This is a genomic window from Dyella sp. (genome assembly GCF_036568765.1).
Classification (GTDB): Bacteria; Pseudomonadota; Gammaproteobacteria; order Xanthomonadales; family Rhodanobacteraceae; genus GSA-30.
Genome location: NZ_DATCRY010000228.1, coordinates 1 through 17,415, shown reverse-complemented (window position 1 = coordinate 17,415; position 17,415 = coordinate 1). Strand labels below are relative to the sequence as shown.

16 protein-coding genes are annotated in these 17,415 nt (G+C 59.1%); 5 read left to right on the top strand and 11 right to left on the bottom strand.

Features of this window, described 5'->3' with window-relative positions; genetic code table 11:
• A complete protein-coding gene (locus tag VIM98_RS15670) occupies positions 1-1,122 on the top strand; it encodes a phosphatidylinositol-specific phospholipase C1-like protein (RefSeq protein ID WP_331994043.1) in 1,122 nt (373 codons plus the stop codon).
• 588 nt (positions 1,123-1,710) lie between these two features.
• Here the strand turns inward: VIM98_RS15670 and VIM98_RS15665 are convergent.
• Both VIM98_RS15665 and VIM98_RS15660 read right to left on the bottom strand, forming a co-directional pair.
• Positions 1,711-3,012 (bottom strand): deoxyribonuclease II family protein, encoded by a 1,302-nt coding sequence (locus VIM98_RS15665; RefSeq protein ID WP_331994042.1) that lies wholly within the window; start codon positions 3,010-3,012, stop codon positions 1,711-1,713.
• Between the two features lie 240 nt (positions 3,013-3,252).
• Positions 3,253-6,159, bottom strand: coding sequence for a TonB-dependent receptor (locus VIM98_RS15660; RefSeq protein ID WP_331994041.1), 2,907 nt, complete (start codon positions 6,157-6,159; stop codon positions 3,253-3,255).
• Positions 6,160-6,627: 468 nt separating this feature from the next.
• Here VIM98_RS15660 and VIM98_RS15655 point away from each other — a divergent pair, with 468 nt between their 5' ends.
• Complete coding sequence (locus tag VIM98_RS15655; RefSeq protein ID WP_331994040.1) at positions 6,628-7,755, top strand: Cache 3/Cache 2 fusion domain-containing protein; 1,128 nt, start codon at positions 6,628-6,630, stop codon at positions 7,753-7,755.
• A 45-nt stretch (positions 7,756-7,800) separates the two neighbouring features.
• The gene (locus VIM98_RS15650; RefSeq protein ID WP_331994039.1) at positions 7,801-8,400 is read left to right on the top strand and encodes a hypothetical protein; all 600 of its coding nucleotides are present in this window, start codon (positions 7,801-7,803) and stop codon (positions 8,398-8,400) included.
• Positions 8,401-8,443: 43 nt separating this feature from the next.
• Here the strand turns inward: VIM98_RS15650 and VIM98_RS15645 are convergent, their stop codons facing one another.
• The gene (locus VIM98_RS15645; RefSeq protein ID WP_331994038.1) at positions 8,444-9,502 is read right to left on the bottom strand and encodes an aldo/keto reductase; all 1,059 of its coding nucleotides are present in this window, start codon (positions 9,500-9,502) and stop codon (positions 8,444-8,446) included.
• A 214-nt stretch (positions 9,503-9,716) separates the two neighbouring features.
• Here VIM98_RS15645 and VIM98_RS15640 point away from each other — a divergent pair, with 214 nt between their 5' ends.
• Positions 9,717-10,106: an OsmC family protein gene (locus VIM98_RS15640; RefSeq protein WP_331994037.1), complete on the top strand. Its 390-nt coding sequence runs from the start codon at positions 9,717-9,719 to the stop codon at positions 10,104-10,106.
• A gap of 35 nt (positions 10,107-10,141) precedes the next feature.
• Here the strand turns inward: VIM98_RS15640 and VIM98_RS15635 are convergent, their stop codons facing one another.
• Together VIM98_RS15635 and VIM98_RS15630 are read right to left on the bottom strand one after the other, a co-directional pair.
• The gene (locus tag VIM98_RS15635; protein WP_331994036.1) at positions 10,142-10,654 is read right to left on the bottom strand and encodes a LytTR family DNA-binding domain-containing protein; all 513 of its coding nucleotides are present in this window, start codon (positions 10,652-10,654) and stop codon (positions 10,142-10,144) included.
• 261 nt (positions 10,655-10,915) lie between these two features.
• On the bottom strand, positions 10,916-11,674 hold the full coding sequence (locus tag VIM98_RS15630) for an isocitrate lyase/phosphoenolpyruvate mutase family protein (RefSeq protein ID WP_331994035.1): 759 nt from the start codon (positions 11,672-11,674) through the stop codon (positions 10,916-10,918).
• Between the two features lie 70 nt (positions 11,675-11,744).
• Here VIM98_RS15630 and VIM98_RS15625 point away from each other — a divergent pair, with 70 nt between their 5' ends.
• A complete protein-coding gene (locus VIM98_RS15625; RefSeq protein ID WP_331994034.1) occupies positions 11,745-12,368 on the top strand; it encodes a TetR/AcrR family transcriptional regulator in 624 nt (207 codons plus the stop codon).
• Between the two features lie 25 nt (positions 12,369-12,393).
• Here the strand turns inward: VIM98_RS15625 and VIM98_RS15620 are convergent, their stop codons facing one another.
• The 6 genes from VIM98_RS15620 to VIM98_RS15595 all read right to left on the bottom strand — a co-directional run.
• Complete coding sequence (locus VIM98_RS15620; protein ID WP_331994033.1) at positions 12,394-12,582, bottom strand: hypothetical protein; 189 nt, start codon at positions 12,580-12,582, stop codon at positions 12,394-12,396.
• A 219-nt stretch (positions 12,583-12,801) separates the two neighbouring features.
• On the bottom strand, positions 12,802-13,644 hold the full coding sequence (locus VIM98_RS15615; protein ID WP_331994032.1) for a methyltransferase domain-containing protein: 843 nt from the start codon (positions 13,642-13,644) through the stop codon (positions 12,802-12,804).
• Positions 13,645-13,760: 116 nt separating this feature from the next.
• A complete protein-coding gene (locus tag VIM98_RS15610; RefSeq protein WP_331994031.1) occupies positions 13,761-14,873 on the bottom strand; it encodes a mannuronate-specific alginate lyase in 1,113 nt (370 codons plus the stop codon).
• A 4-nt stretch (positions 14,874-14,877) separates the two neighbouring features.
• Positions 14,878-16,353 (bottom strand): alginate O-acetyltransferase, encoded by a 1,476-nt coding sequence (locus tag VIM98_RS15605; protein ID WP_331994030.1) that lies wholly within the window; start codon positions 16,351-16,353, stop codon positions 14,878-14,880.
• An 8-nt stretch (positions 16,354-16,361) separates the two neighbouring features.
• Positions 16,362-17,006 (bottom strand): alginate O-acetyltransferase AlgF, encoded by a 645-nt coding sequence (locus VIM98_RS15600; RefSeq protein ID WP_331994029.1) that lies wholly within the window; start codon positions 17,004-17,006, stop codon positions 16,362-16,364.
• A partial coding sequence (locus tag VIM98_RS15595) for an alginate O-acetyltransferase AlgX-related protein (protein WP_414650230.1) occupies positions 16,987-17,415 on the bottom strand: 429 nt, incomplete at its 5' end. The genes VIM98_RS15595 and VIM98_RS15600, both read right to left, overlap by 20 nt.

The following is a 17,415-nucleotide window of genomic DNA, read 5'->3' as shown; positions in this document are numbered from 1 at the left end:
ATGTTTACTCGCCAAATCCTGCTTGCCTCTGGCTTGCTTGCACTGGCTGTGCCCGCATTCGCCGCGGACGACAGTCTGCGGATCAACCAGATTCAAGTCATCGGCACGCACAATAGTTATCACGTCGGCTTCGCCCCTAGCGCGACGCGCTTGATGCAGGCCGAGGCGCCCCAGGTACTTGCCGCCATCGACTATCGCCATCCGCCGTTGACGCGCCAATTGGACGATGGTGTGCGCCAGATCGAGCTCGATGTCTTTGCCGATACCAAGGGCGGTCTCTACGCCAACCCGTCGATCAGCCATATGATCGATATCGCCGGCTTGCCGGACGATCCGCCGATCGCGCCGCCGGGAACGTTCGACAAGCCCGGGTTCAAGGTCATGCATATCCAAGACATCGACCAGCGCAGTAATTGCCAGCCATTCATCGCCTGCCTGGCCGAAGTCCGCGCCTGGTCCAAAGCTCATCCTGGTCATGCGCCGCTGTTCATCCTGGTCGAGACCAAGCAGGAGGAACTGCACGCAAAGATTCCCAGCGTGAAGCCGGAGCCGTTCACGCCGGCGGTGTTCGATGCGCTGGACAAGGAGATTGCCTCTGTGTTCTCACCTGACGAGATCGTTACACCGGATCAGGTTCGCGGCACGCATGCCAGCCTGGACGAGGCGGTGCGAGCCGGCGGTTGGCCGACCGTAGCCAAGGCGCGCGGCAAGGTGGTGTTCTTGCTGGATCAACGCAAGATGGAATCGGTGTACCTCGATGGGCATCCCTCGCTCAAGGGCCGGTTGATCTTTACCAATGCCACGCCGGGTGCCCCGGATGCGGCGTTTACCGAATGCAATGAGTGCGGCGCGGAAGAGATCGATGGGTTGGTGCGTCGTGGTTACCTCGTTCGTACGCGTTCCGACGATCCTGCGCAGGGCCAAGGCTTGCATAACGATGGTACGCGCCGCGATGCGATTATCGGCAGCGGTGCGCAGATGATCAGCACGGATTATCCGGCGGGCGAGCCATCCGAGCATGGTTACGCTGTCGGATTCCCGGGTGGAGTGGCTGTGCGTTGTAATCCGGTGCTTGCTTCGAAGCATTGCAAGGACAGTGCGATTGAGTCGACGGTTCACTAGGGAGCGGTTCGAGGGGCCTGGCTATCTTGTGGGAGCAGCTTCAGCCGGGAGGCGCGGTTACTTCACGGCTTATCGCGACTGAAGGGAGCCTCGAAAAACTTGCTTTCTGTGGGAGCGACTTTAGGGAATCTCGAAAAACTTGCTTTCTGTGGGAGCGACTTTCGTCGCGACAATCGTGCCTCACCGCAAATCCTTGTCGCGACTGAAGTCGCTCCCACAACGATAGGATCCGCTTCGCTATATTCGGGCGATTGAGAGGTTTTTAGAGGTTCCCTTTAGTCGCGACAATCGTGCCTCACCGCAAGTCCTTGTCGCGACTGAAGTCGCTCCCACAACGATAGGATCCGCTTTCGCTATATTTGGGCGATTGCGAGGTTTTTAGACGTTCCCTGAAGGGAAACTCTAAAAACCTCAGCTTTCACTGTCGTCCGGCGAATCCCGCAAAAGAAGGGCCTAGAGCTGGGAACCAGCGCCTCTAACACGCCGAAGCGTCGAGGCGCTGGATCCCAGCATGCGCTGAGATGACGAGTAGAATAGGGTTCTTCGATGTTCCCTGAAGTCGCTCCTGCAAGCTGGGCAGCTATGGGCTCAGGGGCCGTCCATCAGGCTCGTCATGGCTTGATTCAATGCCGCATCGTGCACGACAAAGAACAAGCCGCCACGTCCGTTCTGAGCCGCCTTGCAATTGCCGCTGAGCGAGCCCTGTTCGTTCATATCGCCAAAGATCACCAAGTCACTGCCAGCTGCGGTGCCGACGGCGACCTTGGCGTGGTTATGGTCCGCGCTGGCACCCCCCTGTAGCCCGAACTTGACGCCATCCCAGGTTCCGCTCGTCGCGCTCTCGACAGCGCCCGGCGTACCTAGCGAGGCATCCCAGCAATGGATGGGTGTGCCTGCGGTCGTCGCAGGAATCTTGTCCGGCGTCGTCCACCAGTTGGCGACCTTGAGCGGTTGTCCGCCAAGCAGCGCTGACACCATCTGCCACGGCGGCACGTTGAGTCGCGACGGCTTGGCGATCATCTCCACACCCGTGGACAAGGTATCGACTGAAACCTGTGTGCTAGCCGATTGTTTTCCCAAAGCCGCGACTAACGACTGCACATCGCTCGGTCCGCCATTTGAAACGATCTGCCGATTGCTCGGATCGGTCGCGACGCTGGCGTTGCCCAACGCCGTAAGCACTTTGACCAGGTCATTCTTGGTTAAACGCAGCGAGAAAAAGTGCTGACTGAACTTCATGTTGTTGTCATTGCTGACGCAAGCCAGGGTATTGCCGGCCGCACGGGGGTTAGTCTGGCTGCCCGAACCTGGCCACGATGGCGTCGTCACCTGCATCAGGAACCCGTTGCCGTTCGCATCCCAAGCCACCATGCCCTTGGAGTGCGCCCAGGGTGCCGAGCACTCCTGTGTGCAACCGGGGATGGTGGGATCGTCGTAGAACTGATCGTTCCATAAGACATAAAAGAGCGAGCCGTTGTAGACCTCGTTGAATGTCGCACCGATAGGATCTTGCAACGTTTGCCCAAGGCAGGTGTCGCCCTTCACCAGTTGGCCGCTCTCGCTGTTGGCGGTGACGAACTGCTGCCCGGCACTATTGGTCGATGGCGAGCCCCCGAACAGACAATTTTCGGTTTGGCCGGCACCGCAAAGCGGGAACGCTTTGGCATTGAATTTGAAAGCGAACCACCAATTCACCGGATGACCGGTCGAAGTCTGGGGGGCCGGAGGCGGGGCGATCGCTGTGACCGATAGATCGCTCATGGCGCGCGGTTGCGACGCGGCGGACGATACCTGCCTCTGTGCGCCGGGTGCGGTTGCGCATCCGGCAGCCAGTCCAACGAGCGCGATGGCCACCGTGGCCTGCAAGCCTCGAAACAACATTCTGCTCATGACGTTCTTCCCCCTGAAGAGACGGACAATAGCAACGTTGCTGCTTTAACAGATGGATATGACGATTCTGGCTTCCCTCACCGGCTTTTCTCGAGGAAGGAGTGAGTGAATAGAGTGAGAGAGTAAATACAGGCAGGGCCGGCGTACGGGTTGGCCTTCTCCATACCTCGCTTCTCTTCACTCACTCCTGTATCCGTTCAAGACGAGACGCAGAAGAACATAGGTACACGGGGCACCGGCTCAGAGCTTGTAATTGACTCCGAACATGATTGTGCGGCCGTAGGTATCGTATTCGAGCGGACGACTGACGCTCACCCCATTTGGCAAGCCGGCCACCTGCACTGTCTTCATTGGCGAATTGGTCAGGTTGTTGACCTGGAGCAGGATCGACAAACCGCTCCAATGGCCTTCGGTGAAGGCATAGCCGGCCTGGAAGTCCGTTTGCTTGTCAGGCAGCACCATGGTGTAACCCAACTGGTCGAACAAGGCGACAGCCTCGCCCGTGAACGAGGAGCGATAGCGTTCGGCGATGCGTACGGACCAACCGTGCTTTTCATAGTAGAGCGCCAGATTGGCGACCTTGCGCGAAAGGCCGGGCAGGGTGGATGGGCTGCCCGGAATGGTCGATACCGCACTGACAGGGAGAGTGCTGTTAGTGAGCGAGAAATTGGCCTGCACGCCGAAACCATCAAGCGCATGCGTGATCAGGGCACCTTCGAGCGCACCGGACAGTTCCAGGCCTTGCATCTTGCCGCCCGAGCCGTTTTGCGGCTGGGTAAACGAGCCGATATTGCTGCTGGGCGTCAACGTGGGGTTGTCGTTGATGTACTTGGAGAAGTCGTAGTTCAGTACGGTCTGGTTGTAGATGTAGTTGAGCAGGTTCTTGTTGAATACCGCCACGGCGACATAGCTGGACGTACCGAAGTATTTTTCCCAGGACAGGTCGGCGCCCACGGCGATATACGGCTTGAGTTGTGGATTGCCGCCGGAACCGGACCAAAGCGCTTGCCCGGCGGCCGGGCCGTCGGTGACTAGCGAGACGCTGGCGGACGAGGCGATCTTCTCGTCGTCGATACGTCCGCGCGCCATAGTCTTGGCAAGGCCAAAGCGCAGGTACTGTTTATCGCCGATCTCGGCGACAAGGTTCAGACTGGGCAGCACATTGGTATAGCTGGTTCCCCCATTTAGCCGTCCCACGAGTGCGTCGCCGTTGGTCTGCAGGGCGTCGGACGTCTGCTTGGTATGTACGACCTGCACACCCATGTTGCCGCGCAGCGGTATGCCATCGACTGTCGTATCGATATTGAATTTAAAATAGGCAACCGGAACTTTTTCTTCGACTGTGTAATTGCGGCTCCAGTCAGCTTGACCGTTGCGCTGGGTCAGGTAGAACTGATTAGCCAGAGCGCCAAGCACGTCGTAATTGACGATGCCGGGAATACCGCCATAACTCAGGTCGGTGATGCCGTTCAGGAAGGAAGGATCGATCGGTAGCGCATAACCCGGCACGTAGGTCGCCGCGTCCGAACCGTTGCCGTTTAGCCATGCAAAATAGACGTCTGCCTGCTTGGTCTTCTTGCGGTCGGAGTAATTCATGCCGAGGTTGAAATCGCTGAAAATCCACCCGACCGGATGGCTCACTTCCAGGCGCAGGGCCTTGATCGTGTCTTTCTGGCGATCGTATTCCTCGCGGCCGTCGTAGCCGTAATTATTCGGATCGGTAAAGAAGATAGCCGACGGATCGCCGAAATTGACGCTTGGCGTGAAATTCGGATAGCCCTGGCCCACCGGCGTCGAGAAATCGGTGGAACTGGTCGCCTGACCCGGTAGACCGGCAAACAGATAAGCATCGTGCAGATTCTTTTTGGCGGTCGAATAGGACAGATCCGACGTAATCGTCCAGCTATCGCCGAAGTAGAACTGATTGTTCCAACCCGCCGAGAACAATTTGTCTTTCTCTTTGGTGTAGTCGTTTTGCAAGATCGCCTTCAGGCCGTCGATGTGGCCGGTGGTGACGATCGGGTAGGGGACGGCGGGTACTACACCGACATTGGTGTAGGAAACATTGTCGTACGGGCTGCTGGACCACTGCGCGCCGTTCAAATGTGTCTTCTGATCGAACGTGGAGTAGTACAGGTCGAGCATCGAGTGGTAGTGCTCGTTCGGTGCCCATTCCAGCACCGTCATCAAACCGTTGCGCAACTGATTCTCGGATTTAGCGCGAAGTTGCATGCCTTCCTGTGAAAGCACGTTGTCCGGCATGCCCGGTGTATGCGGCGCCCCCCAATTGGTTTCGGCGCCGCCGGATCCATTATTCAGGCTCCACCACCACGCTTGATATTGTTTTTCCTGTACCGGCGAATCGAGCTGCGCGAAGCCGACTGCCACGCCCAGGGTATGATTGAAAAACTGATCGATGTAGGAAAAGCTCGCGCGATGGCCTACATCGCCTACGTTGCTGCCATGATTGAGGCTGCCGTAGGAGTTGGTTTCGCCGCGCAGATTCGCTGCCAGCGTACGCTGCGGCAGATCCAGCGGCCGGATGGTGTGCAAATCGACCGTACCGGAAAGGCCCTGGCCAATCAGGCTGGCATCCGGTGTCTTGTAGACGGCTGCGCCGCTGATCAGCTCCGATGGATACTGATCGAAATCGACGCCGCGATTCTCGCCGATCGTCGCCTGCTCGCGGCCGTTCAAGGTGGTGCCGGCGAAATCCGGCGACAGGCCGCGGATCGAGATCTGGTTGGCGCGGCCATCGACACGTTGCGTCGCCAGGCCCGACAGACGCGCCAGGCTCTCGGCGATGCTGCTATCGGGCAGCTTGCCAATATCTTCGGCGGAGATCGCTTCGATGATGTTGTCGGAATTCTGCTTGGCTTTGAGCGAATTCTGGATCGACGCCTGAATGCCGGTCACCGTAATCGTATCGAGATTGCTCACGCTGTCAGGATTGGCGGGGTGCTTCTCTTTGTCGGAAGCGGTTTGCTTTGCGGGTGGCGCAGGCTGGGTCGTGTCCTGGGGTTGTTCCTGCGCACGCACGTTGCCTGCGCTGAAAGCCAGCAGGCATGCCGCGGCGCAAGCGGCGGCCAACGGATGCGGACGAAAAACAGGCACGACTAACGATTGCGCCGGGCGGCGACGACTCATGTACTTCCCCTAAGGCGGCTTGGATAATTTGCGTGCCCCCGCACGCTCTTGCGGCCGGCAGGATGGGCGACTGAAACCGGGCTGTCATCCTGCGCTGCAACAGATCGATACTTGTTTATTCAGTAAGGTCCAGCGCAGATGATTGCGCTTACCATTTGGAACGATTTAAATTCACCTTGCCGCGCGACTGAATACGTCGCATATTTGTCTTGCTACCGTCATTTTTTCGTTGTAAGTCACTGATTCGACCTTAACTTTTGCGGCATGCATCACAAAACCGCGCGTGGTAATGGCATGATGGCAGTACGTGTGGAGAGAGCCGCGCCTCGATGAGCTGGGGGCCGGTTATTCTTCACGGGCATGCAGATAACCAACAAGGCCGCATGCCGCAAGAAAAGTTGATTGTCCGCGCGGCGACAGGGGCCTGAGCGGGCTGGCTTGAAGTGTCTTCATTATCAGGGGAAGGACATGTTCCAACGCTCGCTACGAGTGCGCCTGCTATTGCCGGTGCTGGCATTGGTGCTGATCGCGGTTGCCGCGTCGGCGTGGATTCTGGCGGCCTCGGAGGCGACCCGGATTCGCGAGGAAGCCGGTGGAGCGATCGATCGCCAGACGAATGCCTTGCAGAGCCTTTTAGCCGTAACCCGGTCGATCATGCTCGATCAGGTCAAGAGCTCCATGCGACTGTTGCGCAATGAAAGCGACCGTCTCGGCCATCCTGCCGCGGGGCCACAGGTGGATGTTGCCGGCCATGCGGTCAACGACCTGCAATTCGGCGCGGAGCGCCAGGCCAATCATTTCGATCTCGTCGACGACGTTACGCGTATTGCGGGCGGCACCGCGACGATCTTTTCTCGCTCGGGGAACGACGATTACATCCGCATCGCCACGAATGTGAAGAAGGACGATGGCAGTCGCGCCGTGGGCACCCAGTTGGACCCGAATGGTCCGGTGATCGTCAATATTCGCAAGGACACGAGTTTCTATGGGGTGGTCGATATTCTTGGCAGCCCCTATGTGACGGGCTACGAGCCGATCTTCAGCGCCAACGATAGCGTCATCGGTATCTGGTACGTGGGCTACAAGACCGATCTGGATGCGCTCGATCGCGTGATCAGCCAGGCGAGCGTGCTCAATTCGGGCTTCATCGCGTTGTTCGACGGCAAAGGCAAGTTGCGCTTCCATTCCAAGACCGGCATTACGCAGTCGCCGGAAACGATGGAGCAAGTCGTTACGCAGAATCCAGCTGACTGGGTCATTCGCAAGCAGGAAGTTCCGGGCTGGGGGTTCACTTTGGTGGCGGCTTATCCCAAGAGCGACGTGGACAGCCAGATTCATCGCCAATCCATGTGGATTGTGGGCATCGGCCTGTTGATCTGCGTATTGTTGTTGGCGCTGCAGTCGGCATTGATCTGGAGTCGCGTGCTCAAGCCGGTGCAGCGCCTGACGGCGGTCGCCGATGAACTTAGCTTGGGTAAATGGAATCACACCTTGGACGAAGTTAATCTGAAAGACGAAATCGGCACCCTTGCCCGCGCGATCGCGCGTCTTTCCAACAGCGTGCGTCTGGCAATGGAGCGATTGAGCAAGCGTTGAGACAGAAGCAAATGGATACGGCACCGCTGTCGCAGGTAGGATCCCATGGCCAATGAGTCTCGAAGCCTGATCGACATATTGCGTGAGTTGCAGGCGCTGGCGATAAGAAAGTCCTCCGGGTTTTTCTTTATCGCTACCGCGGACAACCACTCGTGCACCATCCGCATGCGCGGAGGTACGATCGAGGACGTGATCTACAGCCGTTCGCGCGGTGACGACGCCGTGCAACTGCTATCGCACACCCAAGGTGGGCGTGGCCGTTTCCAGCCGGATCCGGGCAGCGCGCCGGCCGGTCGCAGCAAGCTCAGTGAGGCGGCGCAGCGCTGGCTGCTGGGCGGTTTCGAGTCCGGGCCACCGAGTGGGCTGGGCGCTGGAGATGCTCGTACGGCCACGTCGGCGCCGGAGATCGCCAGGGCACCCGTGGCACCGTCGGGCCGTGTGACGCCGGGAAGTCAGGCTGCGGAAATTATCGAACGCGTCGCGCTCAACTATCTGGGCCCGATCGCCGGCCTGATTTGCGAGGAGGCGTTCGAGGCGTCCAGCGATACCGAGGAAGTGATCGAGCTGATCGGCAAGAATCTCGCATCCGGCGAAGAAATCCTGCGTTTCAAGAAGGAAGCGAGGGCTGCGCTGGCGGCAGGCTGAGCATGAGGCGGCGCAACCGGTCAGTCGCGCCGCGCTTGAGCCGTCAGCGACGCTTGCCGATAGCCTCTTCGTACTGCTCCCTGCGCTCGCCACCCTGGAACTGGAACATCCAGCCTGGATATTCCGCTGGCAACGCGCTGACTTTGTCCAAGGCCTCCAATTCGGCTGTGCTCAGTGCGATGCCGGTGGCGGCGATGTTGTCGTCAAGCTGTTCGACGCGTTTGGCGCCGATGATCACGCTGGTGACAACCTCTTGATGCAACAGCCAGGACAGAGCGATCTGGGCCACGGATACGCCACGCGCATCGGCAATGCCGCGCATGATATCGATGCAATCGTAGGCGCGATCGACGTTGACCGGTGGGAAGTCGAAAGTGGTGCGGCGGCTACCGGCTTCGCCTTGACGGTCGCGGCCGTACTTTCCGCTGAGCAGGCCACCGGCCAAGGGACTCCACACCAGCAGGCCGACATCTTCGCTGCGCATCATCGGCACCAGCTCGCGTTCAAGATCGCGACCGGCGATGGTGTAGTAGGCCTGTAGCGAGGCCAAGCGCGTCAGGCCGAGGCGATCGGCAATACCTTGCGCCTTCATGATCTGCCATGCGGCCCAGTTCGATATGCCGATATAGCGGACGTGGCCCTGTTGCACCAACGTGTCGAGCGCACGCATGGTTTCTTCGATCGGGGTGACCGGATCGAAGCCATGGATCTGATAGAGATCGATGTGATCGGTCTGCAGGCGCTTCAGGCTAGCCTTGACTGCGTCCATGATGTGGTAGCGCGATGCGCCACGCGAGTTGCGGGTTCCCGTGGAGGTGGTGCCGAATACCTTGGTGGCGATGACGACATCCTCACGCGCGATGCCAAGATCCTTCAGCGCCTGACCGGTGATGATTTCCGACTGACCGTTGGCGTAAACATTGGCTGTATCGAGAAAGTTGATGCCGGCATCGAAAGCGCGGCCAACGATGCTGTTGGCTTCTTGCTGCTGAAGCTTGCCGACATGACCCCAGATCTGGCCTTCTTCGCCGCCAAAGGTCATCGTGCCCAGGCAGAGTTCCGAGACGAGCAAGCCGGTATGGCCAAGTTTCCTGTAGTGCATGGATGACTCCTTGTAGTTGCGGGGGGCGAATAGTATGAAAGAGGCTGTGCTTGGAGGTGCCCTCCGATTCTGCCGATTGTTTGCCTAATCCTGCGAATTATTGTGGGCGCCATCACACAAAGATATGTTTTTATAAAGTGGCAAAAATCTCCATCGGCTACAGCTGACGATTGATGCCAGACTCTTCTTACGTACTATCGGAGTAAATAACTGCATGTCCCATGCGACCGCAATTATTCGCGAAGCGCGCTACGCCGTGTCCATCAAGGCCGGTAGCCACGAACTGATCTCCGACGAAGGTCTGGCTCTGGGCGGACAAGACGCAGGTCCGTCGCCTTATGAGCTTCTGCTCGCCAGTCTTGGTTCCTGCACGGTCATGACCATGAAGATGTATGCCGAGCGCAAGGGATGGCCGCTCGTGTCGGCGAGTGTCAAATTATTGTTCGAGCGCGATGGCGATACGGCGAAGATTCGCCGCGTACTGAAGTTGGAAGGCGATCTGACCGAGGAGCAGCGCGCACGATTTGCGGATATTGCTGAGCGGACGCCGGTGACTCTGACGCTTAAGGCGGGCGTGCCGATACATACCAAACTGGCTTGGTAAACAAGGGAGAGGCAAGCTATTGCATCAGCCTGTAACTATCCTGCTTCAAGCGCCGCCCGCAACCGATCGACATAGGTACGACTTGCCCGCAGCGGCGTTCCGTCGCGCAAGCGCAGCAGACAATCGCGATTGGACAGCGACTCCCATTCAGCGATCCGATCGATTCGCACGATCGTCGAGCGATGGATGCGCAGGAACCGTCGAGGGTCCAGGCGCACGCTCAATTGATGCAGCGGCTCACGCAGCAAGTACACACGCGAACCAACGTGCAAGCCGGCATAATCGTCGTTGGCTTCGATCCAGTCTATATCATCGGCCTCGACGACGGCGACGCGTTGTCCGGTACGCACCGTGAAACGCTCTGCCCAGGCGCGCGGGGTCTCGGGAACGCTTTCGTGTGCGCGGTGGCGCAGCACGGCACGGGCTCTGTCCAGCGCTTCGCGAAATCGTTGATCGTCGATCGGCTTGAGCAGATAGTCCAGTGCCTGCAGCTCGAATCCGGCCACCGTAAAGTTGTCGTCGGGAGCCGCCAGGCAGAAACATGCCACGCATGGCTTGGCCGTCCTTGGCGACGATGGTGCCCTTGAAACGTTCGATCAGTTGCCGGATCTGCATGCGATCGGTCGCATGCGTATCGGCATCCTCGGCATGCAGTGGCACGGCAAGCGACAAGGTCATAAGCAAAGCGAGCAAGACGACTTTCACGGTGCGACTCCGCGGGCGTATGGAGGTGCACGATTTAACGCGTGGTTCGCCACAAGGGCCAGCGCAATGCGGCTGGCCGTGTATCCCATGCGGTGAATGGCGAATCAGGAAACTTTGGCGACTCGCTCCAGGGCGCTCATGGCGACCAAGTAGGGGTAGGGGCCATGGCTGATCCTTGCGACGCCGGCCTCGGCCAGATCGGAAATGACCAGGTCGTCGCTCGTGCGCATGATGTTGAGCGGTAAGGGCGATGCCGAGGCGATATGCCGGATCAACGGCACATCGGTCAAGCCGGGCACGAAGAGTCCATCGGCACCGGCCTCGGCATAGCGCTTTGCCCGTTCGATGACGTCCTGGGCCATGGCGGCATCGTGCTCGGCCGCGGGTTTCTGGAAAAACACGTCCGTACGGATATTGATGAAGTAGCCAGGGCACGCATCGGTGGCCGCACGTCTTGCTGCTTCAATCCGTTGAATGACTTCGTCCAACGGTCGCAGTCTGCCGGTCGCCGGGTCGCTATCCTCGAGATTGCAACCGATGACGCCGGCTTCGATGCTCATTCGAACGGTTTGAGCTACGGCATCGGCGTCTTTGCCGTAGCCGCTTTCCAGGTCCACCGTCACCGGCAGGTCGGTCGATGCGACGATCTGGCCGACTACGCCCAGAAGCACTTCGCGCGAGAGTTTCTCGCCGTCGCCGAATCCCTGCGCTGCAGCAATGGACCAACTGCTGGTAGCAATGGCCTTGGCCCCTGCTTTGCTGACAGCGCGGGTACTGCCCACGTCCCAGGTATTGAACAGAATGAGTGGCTCGGACGACTTATGAAGCGCCCGGAAGGTTTCCGCTTTGGCTTGCTGAGACATGGTGTCGACTCATCATAGTGGGAGAAAAGCGGCGATACAGATCTGTATCGCCAGCGGGTCATTTGTACTAATGTTCCTGAGGAAAGCCAATGACCTGGGAGGTCATCCTCTGAACGCGTATCAGCATGCGACCGATATCCGTGAGCGCATCCTGCAGGTTGCCAGCGAGCTCTTCTATCGGGAGGGGACCCGGGCGGTCGGAGTGGACCTGATTGTTGCCAGGTCGGGAGTGGCCAAGACCAGCCTCTATCGCTATTTCCCTACCAAGGACGACCTGATCCGCGAGTTCCTGTTGAGGGAGGATCGGGACTTCTGGCGCCACTGGGATGCGGCGGCGAACCCGGATTCGGCCGAGGACGAGCTCTTCGCGCAGCTCCAGTGGATGGGCGATCGCATGGTCCGCCCAGGTTACCGGGGGTGCCCACAGATCAATATCGCGGCCGAATATGCGGACGAAAAACATCCCGCACGCGTTGTTGCCGCCGCGCACAAGATGGAATTGCGCAGCAGGCTAGGCGGGCTTGCGCAGGCCATGGAACTAGCCCGCCCCGAGGAATTCGCTCTGACGATAAGCATCGTCATCGACGGTGCTTTCAGCAGTGGCGGTGCCCTGCATAAGCAGGGACCGGCGCGATTTCTGCAATCGGTAGCACACACGCTGCTTGTGGCGGCGCGTGACGCGAAGACGGATTGAGCCGCGCTCTGGCGTAGCCTGGCCGTCACTGCCCCAAAGGCTGCATCGGCGAACGATGCGCCAGCGCCTCGGTTATCTCGTTGGCTGCCGCTCGCAGTAGACGGGTCGCGGTCGCCATCGGCTTGACCTCCGATGCATCCTGGGTAAGCGCAGTCGCCGGAATGACGATGCACGACATCGCCATGCAAAGGATGGATCGGGCAAGTCGTTTCATGGATCGGCCTTTTTTCGATGCAATTGGGCGCAAAGACGGCGGCCTGTGGAGGCATTAGAGGGTAGTAAAGAAGTCCTTGTCAACGAAATATGGCTATTCGATTTGGCATGAACCCGCTGGGTTTTTGCTCGGGATCGGCTTTGTTTGTTCTTATTGAAATGGCGGATCCTCAGAGGGAAATGGTTCCGCCGAAGAGAAAGGGGAGAGGCGCTTTTTGCGTCAAACTTCCCCGATTGCCAAGGTGAAAGTCTGCAAAAAATGAAAATCATCCCGGCGTAGCGCAAAGTCCGCGTGCGCAGGATCGCACAAGCGCATCAATGCTTGCCGATCGCTTTGGGATAGGTAAGGTTGTAGACGCCCACTCCATGTATCGCGAAAAATGGCCTCGACAAGATAACTTTCATCCGCTGGCCGCATGGGGGAGACACGTTCGATCATGAAGGTACGGGCACGGACATTCTTCAACCCTGCCTTACGCAACAAGCCGAAAATCGCGCGAACATCGGCCAGGTCGCGTTCGTCGAGCCGATAACGATCGCGGTAGTACTGACGTACCGCTTCGTTGACCAGGCGTTCCAGTCGGGAATCCCAGGCGAAGTACATGTCCGGCAGCAGCGAACTCTGACCGAGCGCAATACGGCCGCCGGGTCGGAGCAGAGTGCGCAAAGCATCGACGCCCGCAGATGGAGAGCGCAGATGATTGATGACATTGACCGACCAGGCCAGGTCGAAGCTTTCCGGCTCCAGCGGCGGCGCGAGCAGGTCGCCCTGGAGCACCAGGCTGCTTTGGGGTGCGACGGAGCGAGCGGCATTGACATGTGCTGTTGCCATGTCTATGCCGACAACCGCGCCGGGACTCACTTCGGCTGCCAGCCATCCGAGCGCTTCTCCTGTTCCGCAGCCAGCGTCCAGGACATTCATGCCCGGTCGTAACGCCAGGCTCGCAATTGCCTCACGCAGCTCCGGCTCGGCGAAGGCATTGAAGAGCTTCAGTTTCCTGCTGTAGTCGCGTGTCGCGGTGTCGCCTAACAATCCGGCAGCGGTGGTTGAGCCATGGGCCACGGAAGCACCGCTCCAGGGAAAGTCACGATAGAAGTGAGTGCCAGGAAAAAGCGAAAAAGTTGCGGCAGCCTCCCAAGACTTCACCAAAGCGCGCCGGCGGCCGCCGGGGTCGACAATCACTCAGTCGGATGGAATGTCGTCGTGACGTCTCCACCTAGACGTGTATTCTTCATCGGTCGGAGCGAATCGGCTTTCTTTGCCATCGTCCCCTGGCATCCACCGACAGCCCAGCAGTAGGGTTCCAGCCAGGCAAGTTCGGTTTTCTGCTTGGATACGTCCTCGAGCACCTGAGTAAATCCACCGCTCTTTGCCTCGAAAATCTTCGGGTCGTCGATACCTTGCAGGGTGCGTTGTGCCAGGCGGGTCAACGCACCATTACCCTCGCCAGCCAGGTCCGTGCCGTTGGCCTTGCCAAACGCTGCAATCATTGCGATCGGCGTAATCGCAAAATTGTGATAGCCCAGTGCGCGTGTCTGGCGCGCCAGTTCGTTAGGTAGGTAACCGTCGGCATCCACCTGGCTGGAAAAAATGCGGTATGTCTTGACGGCCCAGTCGAACTCGTCGCGGCGGTTTTCCACCACACTGGTTGCCATGATGGCCCAGGCGGCCCAGTAGAAGTGATTGTTGATCTTCTCCCGTGGCTCGCTGAGATCCCATTCCTTCAGCACCTTGTCACTGATGCGGCCTAGCCAGGCTTTGATCTGCTGAGTCTGCTGCGGATACGCGGCCAGCGGTTGCGAGCGCGAAAATTGTAGATGCAGGAAGGCGCCGCTCAGGCTGGCCAGCGACCATTTACGCATTGCCTTGCCGGAGTACGATGTCGATTCGCCAAGCAGGGCACCCGCATCGGCCCACTTGGTGTACCAGCCAATCACACACTGCAGCGTGGCGGGGTTGCCAGTGCGCATGTATTTATCGACCAGCTTGTTGACGCCTTTTTCCATCTGGCTGATGGGTTCGCTGCGCTCCTTGTAAGCTGCATTGGCGCTGGCGTTGAACTGATCGCGTGCTTTGCCGGAACCTTCGTACTTGCTGGGAAAATCCAGAGTTTCGGTGTAGGGCTGCGGCGGTGGATCGCAGGTGAACGATTTGTCGGGTTTTTGCACTACCTCCGCATAATAGCCGGGCGGCGGTACGAGACCCGCCTGTGCATCGGCAAAGAAAGGTAACCATGCGAGCGCTGCAATGAAAAGCAGTCGACCGCAGCCACGTTTGATGAAGCGGTTCATGGGTTCACCTGGTTTGCGCCGTAAGTTGCGATGAGCTCCCGCGCTCGCACAATTGCGCGGTAACGCTAAGAGGCTTCGTTGGAGCCTGGTCCAACAACATGGTCACGCCCATGACGGTGGCCGCTGCATAATCCGGCCGATCCGAGCGCAGCTCCGCGATAAAGCGTCCACCATTGTCAACGTATTGCTTGAAGTGCAGCTTTAGCGACTCCTTCATGCCGCTGAAATACCAGACTTCCGCGGCCAGGTCCTTTACGCCGGGATCGCTAAACTGGAACTCAAGCTGGTAGTTGCGGCCGACAAGCGGTCGGATTGCGCCACCGCCATTGAAAAGCAGTTCATTATTGCCCTGGCGCAGGTTTACCGTGCGGGACAGTATCGCGGCTTTGCCCTTGCAGCCATTGTTTACCAGCGGAACTGCCTGGCGATACACCTTGTAGGCACTTTGTTCGGAGTCGGGATAGTCCTGATAAGGCGTTTCCCATATGATGAATTTTGGCGGATGCTGCTGGTACTCCTTGCTCGCGAGGTAATGTAATAGCGAGCCTTCGAACGAGCCACCGGTGATGGATACGTTCAAGATATCGACGCCCAGGCTCTGCTCGAGATAACCGGCGAAGTTGTAACCGCCCAGCGTATCGCTGTTGCTGGTGCCAACCAGTACTACGTCGGGTTGCGATGTCGTGCCGAGCAAGCTGTCGCCGCCTACCGGATCGGTGACATAGATCGGTTCGTATTGCATCGAATAGGCACCGCCGCACAACTGTTCGGCAACTTTTTGCAGCGTGCCGGGCTTGCCGATGACGCCGTTGGTATGCGTAACGAACTGCTTGTGCGGAATCGTGCTGAAGCCTGGGAGCTTGCGCATGGTGTCGGCAACCGCCTCCGCGGTGTGTTTTGCGCCAGCGGCGGTCCAGTGATGATCGCGCCGAAAGTAATAGTCGTACCCCTTATGTTCGTCTACCAGGCGATCGAACGGCGGCACGATCACCCCGGCCTCCGTGCGCATGCGTTGCAGGGTCGACGCATAGTTGTTGCGTGCCGATTCCAGGTTATAGGAGCGTCGTTCCTGGGGTGTCAGCTCGTCGGGGTCCATCAGCCCGCGTGGCGGCTGATAGACCATGACGATCTGCGTACCACGCTGGCGCAGTGCGTCACTAAGCCGATGCATCTGGACCAGGCTTTCATCGGGCACATTGAACTGTGTGGTCAGATCCAGGCCGGTACGAAACAGCCAGCCATGGCGACCGTCGACCAGGACGCGGAAGTCGCTCATGAACTTCGAGCCGGCGTAAGTCTGCGGATCGGCGGCATGGGGGCATAGCGTGCAACATGGCTTGGCGTTGTATTTCGGCGCTTGTGTCGCCTTGAGTGCCGGCGGTGCGGCCGCTTCTACAGCCTCGGACGACGGCGTACCGGCAACCGCACCGTCCGACAGGACAATGGCGGCAACAAGGAATGTCAGGAGTATCCTGTGCATGGCCAGATTTAACCGTTGACCCAGATCAACACCGGATTGCTTCGCGTACCGGTGACGAAAAGGCTATAGGTGCTGCCGCGCATCAGCGTTACCGGTTTGGCGTCGGCCAGCTTGCTGGAGCCATCGAAGACCGCGAGGTTGGCCTTGATTGGATTGACCTCGCGCTGGCCGCTCGCGTTGGCGGCGACGTTTTCGACCACGGCTGTGCCATCGGTCGTTTTCAGGCTCAAGGTGGTGCCGTCGATCATGTTGTAGATCGAAACCAGTGCCTTCAGCTGGCTGTTGAAGCAAGGCTCGTCGAATTGGTGCAGCTTGTTGTCGCTTCCAAGTGCGGCGGTGTAGCAATGGGCGCCTTGCAGGTTCGCATTGTCCGTCGCTGAGCCGATCTTGAGCGGGTATTGGCCCGGCGGGAGAAAAGCATAGGCGCTGGCTTCGAGTGCCGGGACATCGCCGAGCGTCTTGCTACCGACCTGTGCCGTGATCTTGGGTTGGCTGGTGCCGTTGAATGCTCGGATGAAGGCGGAGCCGGGCGGAGCGGCAGGCGGATACAAGCCCGCGGTTACGGTAGCCGCGCCACCGAAAAGAAGGGCGGCGGCCACCGATTGCATGACAAGCCGGGTGCGCGATGTACGTTCAGAGTTTGCTTGTGACATGGCTGAAGGAGCCTCCTTCTTGGACTGATGAGCCGCTTGGAGCGGCAGATGCCACGGTGCTGTTGGGGACGAACGCATCCGGTGGCAGGTGATAGGCATTGAGCGCCCCCTGGGGAAGAGGCAGATACCGCTCCGGGATCTCCCAGATCACCAGCTTCGGCGGCGCTGTGCGGAAGTCGGCCGAACGCATATAAGCCAGCATCGGTGCGAAGGGGCCCTGGCCATCTTTCGCATAGTTGAGCACGTCGGTTTGCATCGCCTGTTCCAGCGCGCCCACGAAGTTCCATTGTGGCTCGGCGCTGTAGCTGGTTCCGACAAGGGCAACTTGCGGAGACGCGTCGCCGCCAAGCAAGTCGCCCTTGTCACCGCTGGAGACCGTATGCGGTTGTGCGAACGTGTCCTGCGGCGG

Excerpts from the sequence above, each read along its gene's own strand:
- VIM98_RS15625 (WP_331994034.1), top strand. The coding sequence starts at position 11,745 with ATGTTCCTGAGGAAAGCCAATGACCTGGGAGGTCATCCTCTGAACGCG.
- VIM98_RS15665 (WP_331994042.1), bottom strand. The coding sequence starts at position 3,012 with ATGAGCAGAATGTTGTTTCGAGGCTTGCAGGCCACGGTGGCCATCGCG.
- VIM98_RS15620 (WP_331994033.1), bottom strand. The coding sequence starts at position 12,582 with ATGAAACGACTTGCCCGATCCATCCTTTGCATGGCGATGTCGTGCATC.
- VIM98_RS15630 (WP_331994035.1), bottom strand. The coding sequence starts at position 11,674 with ATGTCTCAGCAAGCCAAAGCGGAAACCTTCCGGGCGCTTCATAAGTCG.
- VIM98_RS15650 (WP_331994039.1), top strand. The coding sequence starts at position 7,801 with ATGGCCAATGAGTCTCGAAGCCTGATCGACATATTGCGTGAGTTGCAG.
- VIM98_RS15600 (WP_331994029.1), bottom strand. The coding sequence starts at position 17,006 with ATGTCACAAGCAAACTCTGAACGTACATCGCGCACCCGGCTTGTCATG.
- VIM98_RS15660 (WP_331994041.1), bottom strand. The coding sequence starts at position 6,159 with ATGAGTCGTCGCCGCCCGGCGCAATCGTTAGTCGTGCCTGTTTTTCGT.
- VIM98_RS15670 (WP_331994043.1), top strand. The coding sequence starts at position 1 with ATGTTTACTCGCCAAATCCTGCTTGCCTCTGGCTTGCTTGCACTGGCT.
- VIM98_RS15610 (WP_331994031.1), bottom strand. The coding sequence starts at position 14,873 with ATGAACCGCTTCATCAAACGTGGCTGCGGTCGACTGCTTTTCATTGCA.
- VIM98_RS15605 (WP_331994030.1), bottom strand. The coding sequence starts at position 16,353 with ATGCACAGGATACTCCTGACATTCCTTGTTGCCGCCATTGTCCTGTCG.
- VIM98_RS15640 (WP_331994037.1), top strand. The coding sequence starts at position 9,717 with ATGTCCCATGCGACCGCAATTATTCGCGAAGCGCGCTACGCCGTGTCC.
- VIM98_RS15655 (WP_331994040.1), top strand. The coding sequence starts at position 6,628 with ATGTTCCAACGCTCGCTACGAGTGCGCCTGCTATTGCCGGTGCTGGCA.
- VIM98_RS15645 (WP_331994038.1), bottom strand. The coding sequence starts at position 9,502 with ATGCACTACAGGAAACTTGGCCATACCGGCTTGCTCGTCTCGGAACTC.